Below are 18,625 nucleotides of genomic sequence, written 5' to 3' on the forward strand. Positions count from 1 at the left end.
CATCCTGAGCCCGTGGATCACCGGACGAGACCCCCAGCAAACATCACGCTGGGTGACGTCCCGCGGGTCTGACTGCCGTCTTCGGCGAGCGGCACGAGGACCGACCACCACCCTCGTGCCGTCGCACGCGTCCAGGCACAACCTGACGTGCTGCGGGGCCCGTGGTCGCTATCGGAGTTGCCCGTCCAACCTAGGAGACGCCATGCGTCGCAACACACTGCTCATCTCAGTGATCGCCGGTCTGTTACTGGCACTCGGGCTCGCGCCACCCGCGTCGGCGGCCCCGGCCTTCCGGGCCCTGCTGTTCACCAAGACCGCCGGTTACCGGCACGACTCGATCCCCGCCGGGATCGCGATGTTCCAGCAACAGGCGGCGGCCAACAACTTCGAACTGGTGCAGACCGAGGACTCCAGCGTCTTCACCGCCAGCAACCTGGCGACCTTCGACGTCATCATCATGTTCCAGACCTCCGGCATGGTCTGGACCTCGGCCGCCCAGCGCCAGGCCGTGGAGGGCTACCTCGCCAGCGGCAAGGGCATCGTCGGCATCCACAACGCCACCGACATGGGTATCGAGAGCGAGTACCCGTGGTGGGACCAGACCATCAACGGCGGCGCGCACATGCCCGAGCACTCCCCCGGTGTGCTGCCCGGCACCGCCATCGTCGCCGACAAGCAGCACCCGTCGACGGCCGGCCTGCCGGACCGGTGGAACCGTAGCGAGGAGTGGTACAACTTCGACGCCAACCCGCGCGGCAACGTGCACGTGCTGGTGACCGCCGACGAGCGCACCTACAACCCGGGATCCCGGGCGATGGGCCCGGACCACCCGATCTCCTGGTGCCGCAACGCCGGCGGTGGGCGGGTGTGGGCCACCGCGATGGGCCACGCGATCGACTCCTACAGCGAGACGAACTTCCGTAACCACGTGCTCGGCGGAGTGCGGTGGGCGGCCGGCAACGTGGCCGGCGACTGTGGCGGCACCGTCTGGGGCAACTTCGAGAAGCGCACCCTCGACGACAACACCGTCGACCCGATGGCGATGGGGGTGGCGCCGGACGGCCGCGTCTTCTATGTAGAGCGCGGCGGCCAGGTGAAGATCTTCAAGCCCTCCACCAACAGCACCGTGACCGCCGGCACGCTCAGCGTCTACACCGGCGGCGAGGACGGCCTCACCGGCATGGCGCTGGACCCCAACTTCGCCAGCAACGGGTACATCTACCTGTACCACTCACCGGCCAGCAGCAGCACCGACGTCAACCGGGTCTCCCGCTACACGGTCAGCGGTGACACGCTGAACACGTCCAGCGGTGTGACGATCATCGACATCCCGGCGTACCGGGACCGCACGTTCCCGGAGCCCGGCCACACCGGCGGGTACATCGAGTTCGGCCCGGACGGCAACCTCTTCATCGGCACCGGCGACGACACGCCGCCGAACCTCGACCCGAACTGGCAGGGCTACGCCCCGCTGGACTGGCGCTCGGGCAAGTCCAACCTGGACGCCGCCCGCAGCGCCGGTAACACCAACGACCTGCGCGGCAAGCTGCTGCGCATTCGCCCGTCGGCCAGCGGCGGCTACACCATCCCGAGCGGCAACCTCTACCCGCAGGGCACGGCGCAGACCAAGCCGGAAATCTACGCGATGGGCTTCCGCAACCCGTTCCGCTTCTCCATCGACCCGGCCAACGGTTGGGTCTACCTGGCCGACTACGGACCGGACCGGAACCCACCCACCACCAACCGGGGCCCCGAGGGCCTGGTCGAGCTCAACGTGATCAAGACGCCCGGCAACTACGGCTGGCCGTTCTGCCACGTGACAACCAGCCGTACGCGCCGTACAACCCGGACACCGGCGTGGTCGGCGCGAAGTTCAACTGCTCGGCACCGGTCAACAACTCGCCCAACAACACCGGCCTGACCAACCTGAAGCCGGTCGTGGCACCCAACATCTGGTACGGCTACGGCACCTCGCCGACCTTCCCGGAGCTGGGCTCCGGCGGCTCGGCGCCGATGGGTGGGCCGGTCTACCGGTACGACCCGGCGAACACCTCCGCGACGAAGTTCCCGGCCTACTACGACGGCGTGCACTTCTTCTACGAGTGGGCGCGTAACTACGTCAAGGAGGTGCACTTCGACTCCTCCTCGGCAGTGACCCGCACCAACCCGTTCCTGCCCAACACGCGGTTCAACAAGCCGATGGACATGGAGTTCGGCAAGGACGGCTCGCTCTACCTGCTGGAGTGGGGCACCAACTTCGGTGGCGGCAACAGCGACTCCGGGCTCTACCGGATCGACTACATCCAGGGCGGTCGGTCGCCGATCGCCAAGGCCACCGGCACGCCGACCAGTGGTAGCGCACCGCTCACCGTCCAGTTCAGCAGCGCCGGCACTGCCGACCCGGACCCGGGCAACACGCTGAGCTACCAGTGGACGTTCGGTGACGGCACCACCTCCACCGCTGCCAACCCGTCGAAGGTGTACACCGCCAACGGCAACTACACAGCGCAGTTGAAGGTCACCGACAACACCGGCAAGACAGGCTTCGCCAACGTCCAGATCACCGTCGGCAACAGCGCGCCGGTGCTCACCATCACCACCCCGCCCAACGGAGGCATGCTCACCTTCGGCGACCGGGTGCCGTACCAGATCACGGTGACCGACCCGGACGGCGGAACCGTCGACTGCTCGAAGGTGTTCCTCAACCCGGCGCTGGGTCACGACGACCACGCGCACGAGACCACCGAGTACCCGGGCTGCTCGGGGACCATCTCCACCGACCTGCTCGGTGGCCACCCCGACGGCGCCAACCTGTTCTACGTGCTGAACGCCCGGTACACCGACAGCGGCGGTGCGGGGGGCGCGGCCCCGCTCACCGGCACCGCGCAGGCGATCCTGCAACCGAAGCACAAGCAGTCCGAGTACTTCAGCAGCCAGTCCGGCATCCGGGTCGTCGACCAGGCCGCCGCGGAGAGCACCAAGCGCGTCGGTGACATCTCCACCAACGACTGGATCGCGTTCAGCCCGATGAGCCTGTCCGGCATCTCGACCGTCAGTTACCGGCTGTCGTCGCCGTCCGGGGGCGGCTCGATCGAGCTGCGCGCCGACTCGCCGACCGGCACGCTGCTGGCCACCACGACGGTGCCCAGCACCGGTGGTTGGGACAACTACCAGTCCACCACACCGGTGAGCGTCGCCGCCCTCAGCGGGACGCACACGCTCTACATGGTGTTCAAGAACAGCAGCAACTCGTTCGATCTGGACTCGCACACCTTCGGCGGCAACGGCGTCGGCGTACCCGGCACCGGCACCGGCGGTGGCCTGGCGGGTAAGACCTACACGGTCACCGCCCAGCACAGCAACAAGCTGATGGACGTCAGCGGGGTCTCCACCGCCGACGGCGCCCAGATCACCCAGTGGGCGGCCACCGGCGGCAACAACCAGAAGTGGCAGGCGGTCGACGCGGGCAGCGGTGCGGTCTACCTCAAGGCGCTGCACAGCGGCAAGTGCGTCGAGGTGGTGGGCAGCTCCACCGCGGCGGGCGCCTTCCTCCAGCAGGCCACCTGCAACAACGGCAACCAGCAGAAGTTCACCGCGACCGCGACCGGAACCTCCGGCGTGTACACGGTGCGCAGCGTGCTGAGCGGGCTCTGCGTGGACGTCAACGGCGCGTCCACCGCCGACGGCGCCCGGCTGTTGCAGTGGACCTGCCACAGCGCCACCAACCAGCAGTGGCGGTTCACCGCGGTGTGACCCGCGGGCTGTCGCGGTAACGCATGACGTCCCGGTCGGGGCCGGTTTCCGAGGATCGGAGCCGGTCCCGGCCGGGACGTCGACGTCAGCCCGGACGGACCGCCGAGCCCTCAGCCGGCGCGGCGAGCAGCCCGGCCTCGACCAGGGCGTCCCACAGGGCCTCCGGTACGGCCGCCTCCGACCGTCGCATTGTCTCGGCCACCTGCGACTCGTTGCGGACACCGACCACCGTCGACACCACGGCCGGGTGCCGCCGGACGAAGGCGAGTGCCGCCTGCGGCAGGGTCACGCCGTACGTCTCACAGACCGCCGCGATCCGCCGCGCCCGCTCGATCACGTCCGCCGGGGCCTGCTGGTAGTTGTAGACGGCGTCGGCCGGGGGCCGGTCCCGCGAGAGCAGCCCCGAGTTGTAGACGCCCGCGATGACCACGCCCACGCCCCGGCTGCCGGCGATCGGCAGCAGGTCGTCGGCCGCACCCTGTTCGAGCAGCGTGTACCGCCCGGCGCACATCAGCACGTCGACGTCGGTCTCCCGGACGAACCGGGCCAGCATCGCCGACTGGTTCATCCCGGCGCCGATGGCGCCCACGACACCCTGGTCGCGCAGGTCGGCCAGGGCGGGCACGGCCTCCCGCGCGGCCTGTTCCCAGTGGTCGTCCGGGTCGTGCAGGTAGGCGACGTCGATCCGGTCCAGCCCGAGCCGATCCAGGCTGGCCTCGATCGAGCGACGGACGCCGTCCCGGCTGAAGTCCCACACCCGCCGATGGCTCGCCGGAACGTCGAACCCCTCGGCGTCGCGCAGGTGCGCGTCCTGCGGCGACGGCACCAGCCGCCGCCCCACCTTCGTCGACACGACGAACTCGTCGCGCGGTCGCTCCCGCAACGCGACGCCGAGGCGCCGCTCGGACAGCCCGAGGCCGTAGTGCGGCGCGGTGTCGAAATACCGCACACCCGCCGCCCAGGCCGCGTCGACCGCGACGGCGAACTCCTCGTCCGTCGTCGCCCGGTACAGGTTGCCGCCCTGCGCCGCGCCGAAGCCCAGCTCGGTGAGGCGTATCGCGGGGCGACGCGGTAGGGACCGCGCCCTCACGACGAGCCCAGCCGGTAGACCCGGCGGGCCGTGTCGCCCCAGACCGGCGCCTGCTCGGCCACGTCGTGGTCACCCAGCAGCTCGGCCAACGCCTCCACCCACCGCGCGTACGAGCTGGCCAGCAGACAGACCGGCCAGTCCGAGCCGAACATCAGCCGGCCCGGCCCGAACGCCTCGACGGCGTCCTCGACGGCGGGGCGCAGGTCCGCCGGCGTCCAGTGCGCCTGCCGCACCTCCGTCACCAGCCCGGAGAGCTTCGCCGTCGTGTTCGGGGCGGCCGCCAACGCCCGCAGGTCCCGACTCCAGTCCGCCACCTCGGGGCGGCCCAGCGCGGGCTTGCCCAGGTGATCGAGGACGAAGCTCACCTCGGGCAGGTCGCGCGCCAGCCGCGTGGCCATCGGGAGCTGGTGCTGGCGGACCAGCAGGTCGAAGACCAGACCGGCGGCGCCCACCGCCGCGATCCCCCGTCGAACGTCCGGACGGTCCAGGTACGCCGGGTCGGTCTCGGACTGCACGAGGTGGCGGATGCCGACGAGTCGATCCCCACCCGGTCCGGCCCGGAAGCGGTCGAGGCGGTCCGCGACGTCGTCGGCGGTCAGGTCCACCCAACCGACGACCCCACGGACCAGAGCGTCCTCCGCCGCCATCTCCAGCAGGTCCACCGTCTCGGTCTCGCTGGCGATGGACTGCACCACCACGGTCTCGGTGACTCCGGCCGCCCGGGCCAGCGGCGCGAGGTCGGCGGGTTCGAAGTCGGCGTCGATCGCCGCCATGGTCACCGGATCGATCCACGGCTGCGGGTGCCGTGCGCGGACCCAGAGGTGGTGGTGTGCGTCGACGATTCCGGTTCGCCGGGGCACCTGCCCGCCCGTCACCGGCCCAGCCATCCGCCGTCGACGGGCAGCACGACGCCGTTGACGTAGTCCGACGCGGCCGACGCCAGGAACACCGTGGCACCGCCCAGGTCGTCGGCGCGGCCCCACCGGCCGGCCGGGATGCGCGCCCGGATCGCCTGGTCACGATCGGGGTCGTCGCGTAGCGCCCGGGTGTTGTCGGTGGCGATGTAGCCGGGCGCGATGGCGTTGACGTTCACCCCGTGCGCCGCCCACTCGTTGGCGAGCGCCCTGGTGAGCCCGGCAACGCCGGACTTCGACGCGGCGTAGCCGGGGACGGTGATGCCGCCCTGGAAGCTCAACAGCGACGCGGTGAAGATGATCTTCCCGTGCCCACGCTCGACCATCGTCCGGCCGATCTCCCGGCTCAGCACGAACTGGCTGCTCAGGTTCACCTCGATCACCTGGTCCCACATCTCGTCCGGGTGGTCGACGGCCGGGGTGCGGGCGATCGTGCCGCCGTTGTTCACCAGGATGTCGACCGGCCCGAGAGCGGTGAGGTCCGCGGCCAGCCGGTGCACCGCCGCCCGGTCACCGAGATCCGCCCGCAGCGCGGTGAAGCGGCGGCCCGTCGCCCGTACCCGCTGCTCGACCTCGCTGCCGCTCGGTTCGAGCTGGGCCGAGACACCCACGATGTCGGCGCCGGCCCGGGCCAGCGCCTCGGCCATGGCGAGGCCGATGCCGCGCCGGGCCCCGGTCACCACGGCGGTCCGTCCGGACAGATCGAACAGCGCGCTCACCGGTCGCCCTCCCGCACGTCGAGCAGTACCTTCATCACGCCGCCACCCTCCAGTGCGGTGAACGCCTCGGCGACCGCCTCCACCGGTTCGATTCGGGAGATGAGCTGCCGCGCCGGGATCGCGCCCGAGGCGACCAGCCGGATCGCCTCCGCCATGTCGTCGCGCTGGTACAGCCGGGCACCGAGGAGCTCCAGCTCACGCCAGAAGAACCGGTGCAGGTTGACCTCTCGGGGCTTCGGATGGATCGCCACCAGCACCAGCCGACCGCGGGTGGCGAGGACGTCGACCGCCGTGGCCACGCCGGCGGCGGCGCCGGACACCTCGAAGGCGATGTCGGCGCCCGCGCCGTCGGTACGGTCGTTGACCATCGCCACGACGTCGGTCGAGCCCGGGTCGACGACCTCGATACCGACCTCCTGGGCCACCGCGCGCCGGAACGGGTCCGGCTCGACGAGCAGCACCCGCGCGCCGCGGCCTCGGGCGACGGTGGCGATGAGGACCCCGACCGGCCCACCGCCGACCACTACCACCTGGTCGTCGGCGCTGACGTCCGCCCGCCGCACGTCGTGCACCGCGACCGCCACCGGCTCGACGAGCGCCGCGTGGTCCAGCGGCAACTCCTCGGGCAGCGGCAGGACCAGCTCCTCCGGGACGGTCCAGGAGGACTGCATGGCTCCCGGCGAGTCGATGCCGAGAAAGTTCATCGCGTGGCAGACGTGGGAGTTGCCACGCCGGCAGGCCGGGCACCGTCCGCAGGGCCGGGTCGGCATCACCGTGACGGGCTGGCCGACGCGCCAGCCGGTGACGTCCTCGCCGACGGCCGCGATCCGCCCGGACATCTCGTGCCCGATGACGGCGGCGGGGCCGACCCGGGCGTCCATGTCGCCGTGGTAGATGTGCAGATCAGTACCGCAGATCCCGGTGTACGCCACAGCGATCCGCAGCTGACCGCGGCCCGGTGGCTCCGGGTCGCGATCCTCGATCCCGAGGTGCCGCGCCCCCCGGTAGACGACTGCCTTCATCGTTCCTCCGTCTCGACGTCGGCACGTCCATCGCGCCGACCGGGCATGGTCGTGGGTGCACCGCACCGCGGTGCACCCACGCCTGCCGTGCTCTGGTGGTCAGCTCAGTGCCGTACGGTCGGCGACACCTCGGCCCGGGAGGGCAGCGGAACGGCCGGCACCTGGCGGGCCGGGACGACCCCGTCGAGCCCGGCCAGCAGCCGCCTTCCGGCCCGCTCCGGCCGCACGTTGGGGCTGTCGGCCGTCTGCGTCCACGGGAGCCGATTGGCCGCAGTGATCTGCCCCTCGTCCACCCGGACGCCCAGCCCTGGTGAGTCGCCGAGGATGAAGGCGCCATCCTCGACGTGCAGGTCGATGGAGATGCCCAGCGGTGGACGCAGGTCCTGTAGCTCGCTGGTCAGATGGTTCGGGACCGAGGTCGCGGCGTGCAGCAGCCCGACCGGGCTGTTGCCGATCGGGCTGACCGGCAGGTCGTAGGCGTGGGCCAGGGCGGACGCCCGCAAAAAGTGGGTCACCCCCCAGACGGCAGCCATCTGGACGACGTCGACCGCCCCGGCGGCGATCAGCGGACGGTACTGTTCCAGCCCGGTGAGGTTCTCGCCGGTGGCGACCGACGCGCACACTCCACGGCTGACCGCCGCGAGACCCTCGGCGTCCCAGCGCCGGACCGGCTCCTCGATCCAGATCAGGTCCAGGGTGCGTTCCAGTTCGCAGACGTGCCGGACGGCCTGCTTGCGGGTCCAGGCCTCGTTCACGTCGAGCATCAGACCCGGCCGCCGGCCGTGCCCGGCCTCGGTCAGCACCTCCCTGACCAGACCGAGGCGGTGCCGGTCGGCCTCGATGTCGAGGCCGCCCTTGAGCTTGGCCGCCCGCAGACCGTGGCTCGCGTAGACCTCGTACTCCGCGACGAGTTCGTCGTCGGTGAGCCCGATGTCCAGGCCGGACGCGTAGGCGGTGACCCGCCGGTCACGCCCGCCGAGCAGCCGCCACAGCGGCTCGCCGGCGGCCTGCGCCTTGATGTCCCACAGCGCGGTGTCCAAGGCGCCGATGGTGCCGAACACCGGGCCGGCGTGACCGGCCTTGAAGGTGTGCCGCAGCATCCGGTCGTACAGGGTCGTCACCGCACGGGGGTCTTCGCCCTCGATGGCGGCGAAGATCCGCTCGATCTCGACGTGCGGCCCGAGGCCGACTCCCGAGATGCCCTCGTCGGTGTCGACGAGGACGATCGAAATCGGCACCACCCCGTCGGCGAACACGCCGTTGGCGTCGCCGACGGGCCGCCCCCATTCCTGGACCGTGGTGAGCGTCCGATATCCCGTGATCCGCATGTCAACCCTTCGTGGAACCGGCGGCGACACCGTCGGCGATTTGGCGCTGGAGGAACAGGTAGACCAACAGGACGGGTATCGCGGCGATCAGCACCCCGGAGGCGAAGGTCGGGATGTTGTCGGAGTACTGCCCGCGTAGCGAGGTCACGCCGATCATGAGCGTGCGGTTCTCGGCCGAGGGCATCATCACCAGCGCCATGAGGACGTCGTTCCAGCAGAACAGGAGGTCGAGGATGCCGACCGAGAGCAACGCCGGGGTGCCCAGCGGCAGCATGATCCGCCGGTACACGCCGTAGACGGTGTTGCCGTCGATCCGCGCGGCGTCGATGATCTCCGGCGGAATGCCCCGGTAGTAACTCGTCATGAGAAAGACGGTGAAGGGCAGGAACTGGGCCACGTAGACGAGGATCAGCCCGGGGTACGTGTCGATGAGCGCGGTGTCGGCCATGATCCGGGCGAGCGGCACCATGATCACCTGAAACGGGATGAAGAGCCCCGCCAGGCAGCCCAGGAACAGCGCCGACGAGCCACGGAACCGCAGCTGACTCAGGGCGAAGCCGGCCATCGACCCGAGCAGCAGGAGCAGCAGCACCGACACCGTCACCACGACGAACGAGTTGACGAAGTAACGGCCCATGCCGACGCTGTTCCACGCCGTGCTGATGTTCTCCCAGCGCAGCGCGTCGGTCACTGAGAACCGGTCGAGGATGTAGTCACGCCGCGTCTTCATCGCGACGTTGGCGGTGAACAGCAGCGGGTAGATCGTCGCCAGCGCGAGCAGTGACATGGGGATGGCGACCAACCACCATCCCAGACGGACCCGGGACATCAGTCCTCCTTCCCCGCGCGTCCAGCAGTTTGACCTGCAACAGCCCGACCACCAGCATGATGACGAAGAGGATCGTCGATGCGGCCGACGCGAGCGCCGGCCGGTTCATCTGGCCCTGCTGGATCCAGATGTAGTACTCCGGCAGGTACGTCGAGCCCTCCGGGCCGCCGGTGGTCATGACGTAGAGCAGCCCGAACATCGACGTCAACATCCCGATCATCGTGGTCACGAAGACGAACTGGATGGTGCGCGACAGGCTCGGGATGATCACGTGCCGGATGACCTGGCGTAGTGACGCGCCATCCATTCGGGCGGCGTCCAGCAGCGCGGCGTCCAGCGTGGCGAAGCCGGCGAGGAACACCACCAGGGACATTCCGAAGGTGGCCCAGATGTGCACGCCCGCCACGATGACCATCGCAAGATCCGGGTCTCCGAGCCAGTCCACCGGGCTGACCCCGAAGGAACCGAGGGTGGCGTTGAGCGGGCCGTCGAAGGCGAGCAGCAGGTTGAAGATCGCGCCGACGATGACCGGCGAGAGCACTGCCGGGAAGAAGTAGACGCTGCGGTAGAAGCGGTGCCCGGGCACCTTGAGGTAGATGAACGTCGCGAGCAGGCCGGGGATCGCCACCGCCACCGGAAGCAGCAGGACCAGCAGCCCGACGTTGCTCAGCGCGGTCCGGAACAGCGGGTCGTCGAAGAGCTCGCGGTAGTTGCCGAAGCCGACCGCCGTCCCGTTCTGCGCGCCGTCGCCGGTGAAGGAGAAGTTCACGCCGAGGATCAGCGGATAGAGGCGCATCAGGACGATGATCAGGACTGCCGGGGCGACCAGGACGTAGGGGGCGAAACGTTCGGATCCCCGGCTGCCGCGGCCGCGTTGGGGACGTACGCCACCCCGACGGGCGGCGGGGGTGACCGCCCCGCCGCCCGTCCGGCCGGAGCCAGACGGGCCGACGATTGCGTGTTTCCGATCGGCACGAGGTCAGCCCGCCTGGTCGGAAGCGGCCAACTGCTTCACCACCTCGTCGACGGTGATCGAGCCGCTGAGCAGCTGCTGGGACAGCCTGCCCATCAGGTCGATCGTCTTCGACGACAGCGCCACGTGCAGCGCCGGCTTGCCGCTCTTCAGCTCACCGACGATCGTGGAGACGGCCGGGCCGCCCTGCGACACGTCGATAGTGGTGTCGGCGGCGATCGCGCCGGCGTCGGCGTAGAAGGCCTTCAACGCGTCAGCCGAGGTCAGGGAGCGCACCAGGTCGGCGGCCACCTTCGGGTCCTTGGTCCACTTGGCGACCGCGTAACCGATGCCACCGTCGTACGGCATGCTCGGGGTGGTGCCGGCGGTGACGACCGGCGCCTTCATCACGCCGAGCTGCTCCGGGGTGAGGAACTCGTTGAAGTCCTTCCAGTGCCCGACGTCCGACATCAGACCCATGACGTGGGCGGCCTTGCCGGACTGGAAGTACGCGAAGGAGTCGTTGAACATCGCTGTCGAGTTGGCCCCGTCGCTGTTCATCTTCTTGTCACCGGCCTCCTTCCAGGTCTGGAAGAGCCGCTTGACGTTCGCCGAGTTCCAGTCGCGCTTGCCGGCGATCCAGGCGTCGTACTCCTGCGGGGTGAGCGTGGTCGATCCGAGGCTGGAGATCCAGAACTGGATGCCGACGCCCTCCTTGTTGCCGAGGGCGAAGCACTTCGCACCGGCCTTGGCGATGGCGGCGCAGTCGGCGACGAACTTGTCCCAGGTGGCGGCCGGGGTCGCCGGGTCGAGGCCGGCCTTCCGGTAGACCTCCTTGTTGTAGTAGATGGGGTAGCCCTGCAGCGTCACCGGCCCGGCGTAGACCTTGCCGTCCTTGGTGAACGCCTCCCAGCCGGCCAGCCGCTGCTTGTCCTCGGCCACGTAGTCGGTGATCGGCACCAGCGCGTCCACCCGGTCGCGGATCTGGCCACCGCCGTTGAAGAGCATGACGTCCGGACCCTTGCCGGCCTGGATCGCCGCCCCGAGCAGCGTGTAGTACTGGTCGAAGGGTTGCGCGACGAACTCGACAGTGACATCCGGGTGCTTCTTCTTAAAGTCGGCCTTGGCCTTGTCCAGATAGGATTTGGCGAACGCCTCACCGGACTTCCAGTCCCACACCACCAGCTTGCTGTCCGAGCTGGTGGCCTTACCCGAATCGCTAGCACTTCCACAACCGGCCAAGGCCAGGCCCACAACGAGGACGGCCGACCACATAGCTCGCTGTCTCATCAGTTGTCACCTCAGAAAGGGGGGTGGCCGGCGGGTGTCCCGCGAGCCAATGTTGACCGGAAGGTAACTCGTATGACGTGTGACGTCAATACTCGGCCGTACACTGAGCCAGACGTCGTGCCACGGCGAGCCTTTCGGAGGGGGACATGACGCCATCCCAGGAGACGGCCCTGAACAGCCCGGTGACCCCGGCATGGGTGCGTCGGCCGACCAACCTCGCCAGGGCGGTCACCGCGGAACTGGTGGAGCGCATCGTCCGCGGCGTACACCCGTCCGGGACGCCCCTACCGCCCGAGCCGATCCTCTGCGAGACCTTCTCGGTGAGCCGGACCGTGGTCCGGGAGGCAGTGAAGATCCTTCAGGAGAAGGGGCTGGTCCAGGTCCGTCAGGGTGCCGGCACCATGGTCACCCCGCCGTCGCACTGGGACATGCTCGACGAACTCGTCCTCGCGGCCACCATCGCCATGGACGACAGCCTCGCCATCCTCGACGATCTCGTCGTCACGCGACGGGTGCTGGAGTCCGACATGGCGAACGTCGCCGCCCGGCAGGCCGACCCGGAGACCATCGAGCGGCTGGCGGCGATGGTGGACCGGATGGACGAGCTGGTCGACGACCACGTCACCTACCACGATCACGACCGGGCCTTTCACGACGCGATCATGCAGGCGTCCGGGAACCGCATCGCCCGCGGCGTGGTACGCGCCCTGGAGAGCCAGGTGATCAACACCGCCCGCTACATGGGCCGCACCGAACGCGCGTTGTGCGTGGCGTCGAACCAGGGTCACCGGCGCATCTACGAGCGGATCGCCGCCCACGACTCCGACGGTGCCGCCCAGGCGATGTTCACCCACATCACCGAGGCCTGGCTGGTGCGCCGCAGCGGCTCGGACAACCCGGTCCGCCTGCGACGCTGACCGTCGGCGCAGACCACGCGGCGCCCACCCCCGGAGCACGGGAGCGGGCGCCGACACTGTGGTCGACCAGCATCAGGAGAACTGGGCGAAGAACCTCCAGATCTCGCCCTTGGTCCAGGTCGTGATGCCACTCTCGGCATAGGTGCCGTCCACCGGGCCGGGCATGTGCCCGTTGTCGTACGCCGCCCACTGCACCGGGTACCCGGACCGGCAGCCCGAGTAGGTGGTGGTGATGTGCGTACGGCTGCCGCCCGCCGGCTCGGGCGGGTTCTGGGCGGCGCAACCGTTGTTCCGGACGAACGTGTCCCGCAGCGCCCTACCCTGGGAGATGCTCAGCACGTTGTCCGAGATGCCGTGCAACCCGAAGTACGCGATGGGCTGGGTACCGCCGCTGCACCCGCTGATCTGCCCGCCGGAGATGACCGCGACGGCCCGGAAGACGGTGGCCCGGGCACAGGCGATGGCGTAGCTCATGCCACCACCCCAGCTGAAGCCGAGGGCGAACCGCTGCCTCGGGTTGACGCAGAGGCTGCTCTCGATCCGGCTGATCATGTCGTCGACGAAGACGATGTCCTCACCGCCGGAGTTGCCCCAGCCGTTGCCGAACCCCTGCGGCGCGACCAGGATCGCGCTGTTGTTCGACTGCTCCTGCTGGCCGTAGTAGGACCACGGGGTCCCGCTGGTGCCACCGGAGGAGACATCCTGCATGGTGCCGCCCCGCCAGTGGAACGCGAAGATCAACCGGTAGGGGTTGCTGTTGTTGTAGTTGGCCGGCACCCGCAGGATGAACGTACGGCTCTTGCCGTTGCTCTGGATCGTGTGCGTGCCGCTGGCGAGCGTCGGCGCCTTGCCGCACCCGCTGCCACCCGACGGTGGAGGGGTGGTGCCGCCGTCGGTGGCGACGAGTTGCCACTGCTGGTTGGTGCCGTTCCAGTCGGAGTACTGCACGATGTTGCCGCCGTCGGCGGTGGAGGCGCCCTGCACCTCCACCGCCTTGGAGCTGTTGCGGTTGATCAGCCGGACGTAGCCGCCGTCCGAGTCGGCCAGCCGGAACTGCTGGTTCGTCCCGTTGAGGTCGGACCACTGCACGATGGCACCGCCGTCGGCGGTGGAGAAGTTGCTGACGTCGAGCACCTTGCCGGAGTGCCGGGACTTCAGCCGGTAGAAGCCACCTCCGGAGTCGACGAACTGCCACTGCTGGTTGGCGCCGTTGTTGCGCGTCCACTGGCTGATCCGGGCGCCGTCGTTGGTGGCCGAGGCGTACAGGTCCAACGCCTTGCCGCTGTTGCGGTTCACCAGGACGTACCAGGCGTTGGTGTCCACTGTCGCCGCCGCCGCTGGCGCCGCGTTGACCGCGACGAGTGTGCCGGCCGCCATCACCGCCGCTGCCGCCGCGGCCAACCCGGTCCGCCAGCGACGTCTCTGCCGAGAGGCGGGACGAGCCGCACCGATGGTCTTCATGAAGCACTCCTTCGATCGGGGTCACCCACGAGCAGAGGTCCGAGGGTGCCCGGCGGGCGTGCCGACCACGGTGGTGGCGTCAGCACGTGGGGGTGTGGTGCGGCGGGACGACGTCAATTCGAGGAGAGGGGTAGGTCGCGCTCGACGATGGGCGCCCGCCCGATGGGCGGGCCGCCATCCGCACCGACCAGACCCCTGATCAGCCGATTCGGACCAGTTGCCACTGCTGGTTGCTGCCGCCCCAGTCGGCGTACTGGACGACGTTGCCGCCGTCCGCCGTGGAGGAGCCCTGCACCTCGACGGCCTTGCCGCTGTTGCGGTTGATCAGACGCACGTAACCGTCAGCCGAGCTGGCGAGCCGGAACTGCTGGTTCGTGCCGTTGCCGTCGGCCCACTGCACGATCGCCGCCCCGTCGGCGGTGGAGAAGTTGTAGACGTCAAGCACCTTGCTGGAGCTGCGGGCCTTCAGCCGGTACCAACCGCTGCCCGAGTCCACGAACTGCCACTGCTGGTTGGTGCCGTTGTTCCGCGTCCACTGGCTGATCCGCGCTCCGTCGGTGGTCGCGTTGGCGTACACGTCCAACGCCTTGCCGCTGTTCCGGTTCAACAACACGTACCAGGCACTGGTGTCCACCCCGGAGCCCGGCGGGGGCGTGGTGGGCGGGGTCGAGCCGCCGTTGAGGGCGTCCAGGACGGCGGTGTAGGCGGCCTTCTTGTTGCCGTTGCAGTCGAACAGCAGCGCGTTGTCCGACCCACGCCACGAGTCGCAGTCGCGCACCCCCCAGGTGGTGATGCCGGTGCAGCGCGACACAGCCAGGCAGGCGCGGGTGACCGACCCGTAGATGTTGGCCTGGTTGCCGCCGGTCATCACGTCCAGCTCGGTGATCTGCACGTCCACACCGAGATCGGCGAACCGCTGCAGGTTGGCCTGGTAGTCACCGGCCAACGAGGTGCCCAGGTGCGACTGGAAACCCACGCAGTCGATCGGCACACCACGGGACCTGAAGTCCCGCACCATGTTGTAGATCCCGGTCGACTTCGCGTTGATCCCGTCGGTGTTGTAGTCGTTGTAACACAACTTCGCACCCGGATCCGCCGCCCGCGCCGCCCGGAACGCCGCCTCGATCCAGTCATTACCGGTCCGCTGCAAATTCGAGTCACGCCGACCACCGGAACCACCATCGGCGAACGCCTCGTTCACCACATCCCAGGCATAGATCTTGCCCCGGAAATGCGTCGCCACCTGCGTGACATGGTTGATCGCCGCGTTACGCAACGCGCTACCGGACATGCCCTGCGCCCAACCCGGCTGCTGCGCGTGCCACAACAGGGTGTGGCCCCGCACGCTCATGCCGTTGGCCTGCGCGTGACTGACCAGACGGTCACCACCGCTGTAGTTGAACTGGCCCTGCTGCGGCTCGGTGGCGTCCCACTTCATCTCGTTCTCAGGCACGACGCTGTTGAACTCACGGTTCAGGATCGTCGTGTACGCACTGGTGGACAACTTGCCGGTGGCCACCGCCGCGCCGAAGTAGCGGCCCTTCTCCGCCGCCGACGTCCCGAGGGTGGTGCCGGCGCTGGCCGCGCTGGTCAACGCCAGCGTCATACCGGCGGCGAGCGCGCCGGTGACCGCTATGGTCACCGCCGCTCGCAGGGCTCTCTTGTGTTTCATCCGGATTCCTTCTCTGTGGTGGCGCGGCGATGAGGGTGCGGCGCCGCGGATTCGTCCCACACCGGCGAGACCGTGACCAGCAAGAGCCCGGTCGCCGTCACGGCATCGGTGCGGGGTCCCGACCCGACGGCCCGCATGCCCTGGGCAGACGTCGAGCCACGAGGCACGGCAGCGGGTTCGCCCGGTGAACCACAGGTGCGTCGTCCTCAGATATCGACTGTGAGCGATAACATGCCGTTCGTCAAGTCGTCACAAACGGCCTCGGGGGCGGGCCGCCCGGGGCTCCCCCGGTGGTGCCGGGGCCGTGCCCGCACGGCCCCGGCACCACGCGTCACTGGAACGACGCGTCGTCGACGAGCAGGCTGTCGGTGCCCTCCGCCGTCTCGACGTAGAAGGCGGCGCTGGACAGCGTGCCGCTCCACGAGACGGTCGCCGTGCCGGTGAGCTGGGTCCAGCCGTTGGCGTTGACCCCCGCCGCGGGGGTCAGTTGGAGGTAGCTGGTGGTGCCGTTCGCGGTGAGCGACAGTGTCGCCTTCGCCGACGGCGTGCCGCTCTGCGCGCGTACCCAGACGCTCGTGGTATAGCTCTTGCCGTTGGTGAGCTTCGAGGTCACGTCCTGGCTGGGGCCGTTCCACGCCGCGGTGCGCCCGGTGATCGACAGCGACCCGCCGCCGCCGTGCGCGACGCTGGTGTTGCGGGAGAGCGTTCCGCTGCCGTGCAGACCCCAACCCGTCGTGCCGTTCTCCACGTCGCCGTTGCTGAGCACGTTGCCGCCGCTGCCGGTGCCGCCGCTGAACTGCCACCAGTTGATGTTGAACAGGTTGCCGCTGCCGCCGGCGAAGCGCAGGTACAGGTCATGGGTGCCGGTCGCACCGCTGACCGCGCAGGTGGTGGTGGTCCAGGTCTGCCAACCGCCGGTGCCGCCCACGGCGCACGTCCCGACGACCGGGCCGCTGGCGCTGTCGAGGCGCACCTCGATCCGGCCCCCGCTGGTGGCCGAGGCGACCCGGGCGCTGAAGGACGTCGCACCGGCACCGAACCCGACACCCTTGACCTTGATGTGGTCGCCGTTCTCGATCCAGCCGACGTTCATCCCGCCCTCGCTGGACACCTCGGTCTCGATACCCGAGCCCCAGGCGATCGTCTCGGCCTCCTGCCGCACGTACGGGTTCAGGGTGCCGCTCTGCGGCGCGCCGGTGCTGGTCATGTTGATCGTCGGGATCGTGCCGTTGGAGTTGTAGGTGAACTTCTCCACCGCGACCGACCGGGTGTAACCACTACCGCCGGGCAACGCTCCGTTGTGGTAGAAGAAGTACGACCCACCCTGGAAATCGATCACGCCGGCGTGGTTGGTGAAGCTCGCCCCCTGCCGCGGCATGATCGTGCCCCGGTACGTCCACGGGCCGGTCGGACCGGTGGCGGTCGAGTACGCGATGAACTCCGAGCAGCACTCCGCCGCGAACACGTTGTAGTACAACCCGTTGCGCTTGAACACCCACGGACCCTCCTCGTAGAGGGTGGGACGGCTCGCGTTGCCGTTACGGGTGCCGAAGCCCGCCGTGGTCAGCTGAATACGCGTCGCGCTGCCCGAATAGGAGATCATGTCCGCGTTCAACTTCACGTACCACAACCCGGGGTTGCCCCAGTAGAGGTAGGCCTGCCCGTCGTCGTCGATGAAGACCGTCGGGTCGATCTCGTTGTTGCCGACCAGGGGCCGGCCGATGGCGTCCCGGAACGGGCCGGTCGGGCTGTCGCCCACCGCCACCCCGATGACCATCTGCCCATTCGAGCGCTGGCGTACCGGCACGTACCAGTAGAACTTGCCGTTGCGGGCGATGACCTGGCCCGCCCACGCGTTGGCGTCCGCCCAGGAGAATGTCGCCAGGCTCAGCGGCGAGCCGTGGTCGGTCCAGTTGACCATGTCGGCCGACGACCAGACCCGCCATTCCTTCATCGTGAAATACGTCGAGCCGTCCTCGTCATGGCCGGTGTAGAGGTACACCCGGCCGTTGTGCACCAACGGCGCCGGGTCGGCGGTGTAGATGTGCTGGACGATCGGGTTGTCCGCCTTGGCGGGCGTGGCCGGCAGCAGCGCGAGGCCGCAGACGAGGCTGGCCAGCCAGGCGACGGCGCGCCGGGCCCGGCCGTTGGTCCGGGTTGTGGTTCTCTCGTTCACCTTCACGGTTGCTCCCACAGAGAGTGCGCGATGCGCGGGATCTGGGTCGATGAGCCACCGCTGCCGGACTGTTGATCGAGCGGGCGTCACGGGCCCACGCCGAGCACCACGACCGGCGGCCGTGTTAGCGCTAACAGATTGCGGTTGAGTCGTCCCCTCCCGTGTCTGACCTGGATTTTCGAGTGGTGCGAGATGCCCGTCGTAACCACTTCGCAGCATTGCGGTATTGACGTTGACATCCACGATTTACGATGCACCGTACTGAGCGGCAGGGCGGGCGTCAACGGCGGACCGAACGCCCGTCCCCGTCGATCTCGGTGACCCCCTGTCACCGCCCCAGGCCCCGGCGACACCGATCCGGAGCGTCCGCGATCCATCTCGGACGGCAGCGGCCGGGGTGTCGCGGCGCGACGCCGCCGGAAGAACCGCGGGAGAGCCCGGCGCGGCATCCGGGGGTTGCGGGCATGTTAACGACGAACTATGTTAGCGATCACATCGATGT

The 18,625-nt window shown here is 69.3% G+C and carries 14 protein-coding genes; 3 read left to right on the forward strand and 11 right to left on the reverse strand.

Going from position 1 to position 18,625, the window contains the following annotated elements:
- The first annotated feature begins 202 nt into the window (after nucleotides 1-202).
- Together JM949_RS36350 and JM949_RS36355 are read left to right on the forward strand one after the other, a co-directional pair.
- Nucleotides 203-1,921, forward strand: a complete 1,719-nt coding sequence (locus JM949_RS36350; protein WP_238432485.1) for a ThuA domain-containing protein — start codon at nucleotides 203-205, stop codon at nucleotides 1,919-1,921.
- Nucleotides 1,858-3,753 (forward strand): RICIN domain-containing protein, encoded by a 1,896-nt coding sequence (locus JM949_RS36355; protein WP_309231982.1) that lies wholly within the window; start codon nucleotides 1,858-1,860, stop codon nucleotides 3,751-3,753. The genes JM949_RS36350 and JM949_RS36355 overlap by 64 nt, the downstream gene beginning before the upstream one ends.
- Before the next feature lie 85 nt (nucleotides 3,754-3,838).
- On the opposite strand, the gene JM949_RS03255 is transcribed toward JM949_RS36355, so the two are convergent.
- The 8 genes from JM949_RS03255 to JM949_RS03290 all read right to left on the reverse strand — a co-directional run bounded on the left by JM949_RS03255 (nucleotide 3,839) and on the right by JM949_RS03290 (nucleotide 11,897).
- Complete coding sequence (locus tag JM949_RS03255; protein WP_203146974.1) at nucleotides 3,839-4,843, reverse strand: aldo/keto reductase; 1,005 nt, start codon at nucleotides 4,841-4,843, stop codon at nucleotides 3,839-3,841.
- A complete protein-coding gene (locus tag JM949_RS03260) occupies nucleotides 4,840-5,718 on the reverse strand; it encodes an amidohydrolase family protein (RefSeq protein WP_309231983.1) in 879 nt (292 codons plus the stop codon). Before JM949_RS03260 ends, JM949_RS03255 begins: the two co-directional genes overlap by 4 nt.
- Nucleotides 5,715-6,476, reverse strand: a complete 762-nt coding sequence (locus JM949_RS03265; RefSeq protein ID WP_203146976.1) for an SDR family oxidoreductase — start codon at nucleotides 6,474-6,476, stop codon at nucleotides 5,715-5,717. The genes JM949_RS03260 and JM949_RS03265 overlap by 4 nt, the downstream gene beginning before the upstream one ends.
- Nucleotides 6,473-7,498, reverse strand: coding sequence for a zinc-dependent alcohol dehydrogenase (locus JM949_RS03270; RefSeq protein WP_203146977.1), 1,026 nt, complete (start codon nucleotides 7,496-7,498; stop codon nucleotides 6,473-6,475). The genes JM949_RS03265 and JM949_RS03270 overlap by 4 nt, the downstream gene beginning before the upstream one ends.
- Before the next feature lie 104 nt (nucleotides 7,499-7,602).
- Nucleotides 7,603-8,826: a mandelate racemase/muconate lactonizing enzyme family protein gene (locus JM949_RS03275; protein ID WP_203146978.1), complete on the reverse strand. Its 1,224-nt coding sequence runs from the start codon at nucleotides 8,824-8,826 to the stop codon at nucleotides 7,603-7,605.
- Nucleotide 8,827: 1 nt separating this feature from the next.
- Nucleotides 8,828-9,613, reverse strand: a complete 786-nt coding sequence (locus tag JM949_RS03280) for a carbohydrate ABC transporter permease (RefSeq protein WP_238432486.1) — start codon at nucleotides 9,611-9,613, stop codon at nucleotides 8,828-8,830.
- Nucleotides 9,540-10,451 carry a carbohydrate ABC transporter permease gene (locus JM949_RS03285; protein ID WP_238432487.1) on the reverse strand — a complete coding sequence of 304 codons (912 nt, stop codon included), beginning with the start codon at nucleotides 10,449-10,451 and terminating at the stop codon, nucleotides 9,540-9,542. Before JM949_RS03285 ends, JM949_RS03280 begins: the two co-directional genes overlap by 74 nt.
- A gap of 183 nt (nucleotides 10,452-10,634) precedes the next feature.
- Nucleotides 10,635-11,897: an ABC transporter substrate-binding protein gene (locus JM949_RS03290; RefSeq protein ID WP_203146980.1), complete on the reverse strand. Its 1,263-nt coding sequence runs from the start codon at nucleotides 11,895-11,897 to the stop codon at nucleotides 10,635-10,637.
- A gap of 146 nt (nucleotides 11,898-12,043) precedes the next feature.
- Here JM949_RS03290 and JM949_RS03295 point away from each other — a divergent pair, with 146 nt between their 5' ends.
- Nucleotides 12,044-12,814 (forward strand): FadR/GntR family transcriptional regulator, encoded by a 771-nt coding sequence (locus tag JM949_RS03295; protein WP_203146981.1) that lies wholly within the window; start codon nucleotides 12,044-12,046, stop codon nucleotides 12,812-12,814.
- Between the two features lie 72 nt (nucleotides 12,815-12,886).
- Here JM949_RS03295 and JM949_RS03300 read toward each other — a convergent pair whose 3' ends face one another.
- The 3 genes from JM949_RS03300 to JM949_RS03310 all read right to left on the reverse strand — a co-directional run bounded on the left by JM949_RS03300 (nucleotide 12,887) and on the right by JM949_RS03310 (nucleotide 18,036).
- Nucleotides 12,887-14,275, reverse strand: coding sequence for an RICIN domain-containing protein (locus JM949_RS03300; protein ID WP_203146982.1), 1,389 nt, complete (start codon nucleotides 14,273-14,275; stop codon nucleotides 12,887-12,889).
- Between the two features lie 199 nt (nucleotides 14,276-14,474).
- Nucleotides 14,475-15,947 (reverse strand): endo-1,4-beta-xylanase, encoded by a 1,473-nt coding sequence (locus tag JM949_RS03305; protein ID WP_203146983.1) that lies wholly within the window; start codon nucleotides 15,945-15,947, stop codon nucleotides 14,475-14,477.
- A gap of 331 nt (nucleotides 15,948-16,278) precedes the next feature.
- Nucleotides 16,279-18,036 carry a family 43 glycosylhydrolase gene (locus JM949_RS03310; protein WP_238432504.1) on the reverse strand — a complete coding sequence of 586 codons (1,758 nt, stop codon included), beginning with the start codon at nucleotides 18,034-18,036 and terminating at the stop codon, nucleotides 16,279-16,281.
- Nucleotides 18,037-18,625 lie beyond the last annotated feature (589 nt).

The organism is Micromonospora tarensis (assembly GCF_016803395.1).
Lineage (GTDB): Bacteria > Actinomycetota > Actinomycetes > Mycobacteriales > Micromonosporaceae > Micromonospora > Micromonospora tarensis.

Coding starts and splice junctions, on each gene's coding strand:
- JM949_RS36350 (WP_238432485.1), top strand. CDS start 203: ATGCGTCGCAACACACTGCTCATCTCAGTGATCGCCGGTCTGTTACTG.
- JM949_RS03270 (WP_203146977.1), bottom strand. CDS start 7,498: ATGAAGGCAGTCGTCTACCGGGGGGCGCGGCACCTCGGGATCGAGGAT.
- JM949_RS03275 (WP_203146978.1), bottom strand. CDS start 8,826: ATGCGGATCACGGGATATCGGACGCTCACCACGGTCCAGGAATGGGGG.
- JM949_RS03280 (WP_238432486.1), bottom strand. CDS start 9,613: ATGTCACTGCTCGCGCTGGCGACGATCTACCCGCTGCTGTTCACCGCC.
- JM949_RS03285 (WP_238432487.1), bottom strand. CDS start 10,451: ATGCGCCTCTATCCGCTGATCCTCGGCGTGAACTTCTCCTTCACCGGC.
- JM949_RS03290 (WP_203146980.1), bottom strand. CDS start 11,897: ATGAGACAGCGAGCTATGTGGTCGGCCGTCCTCGTTGTGGGCCTGGCC.
- JM949_RS03295 (WP_203146981.1), top strand. CDS start 12,044: ATGACGCCATCCCAGGAGACGGCCCTGAACAGCCCGGTGACCCCGGCA.
- JM949_RS03300 (WP_203146982.1), bottom strand. CDS start 14,275: ATGAAGACCATCGGTGCGGCTCGTCCCGCCTCTCGGCAGAGACGTCGC.
- JM949_RS03305 (WP_203146983.1), bottom strand. CDS start 15,947: ATGAAACACAAGAGAGCCCTGCGAGCGGCGGTGACCATAGCGGTCACC.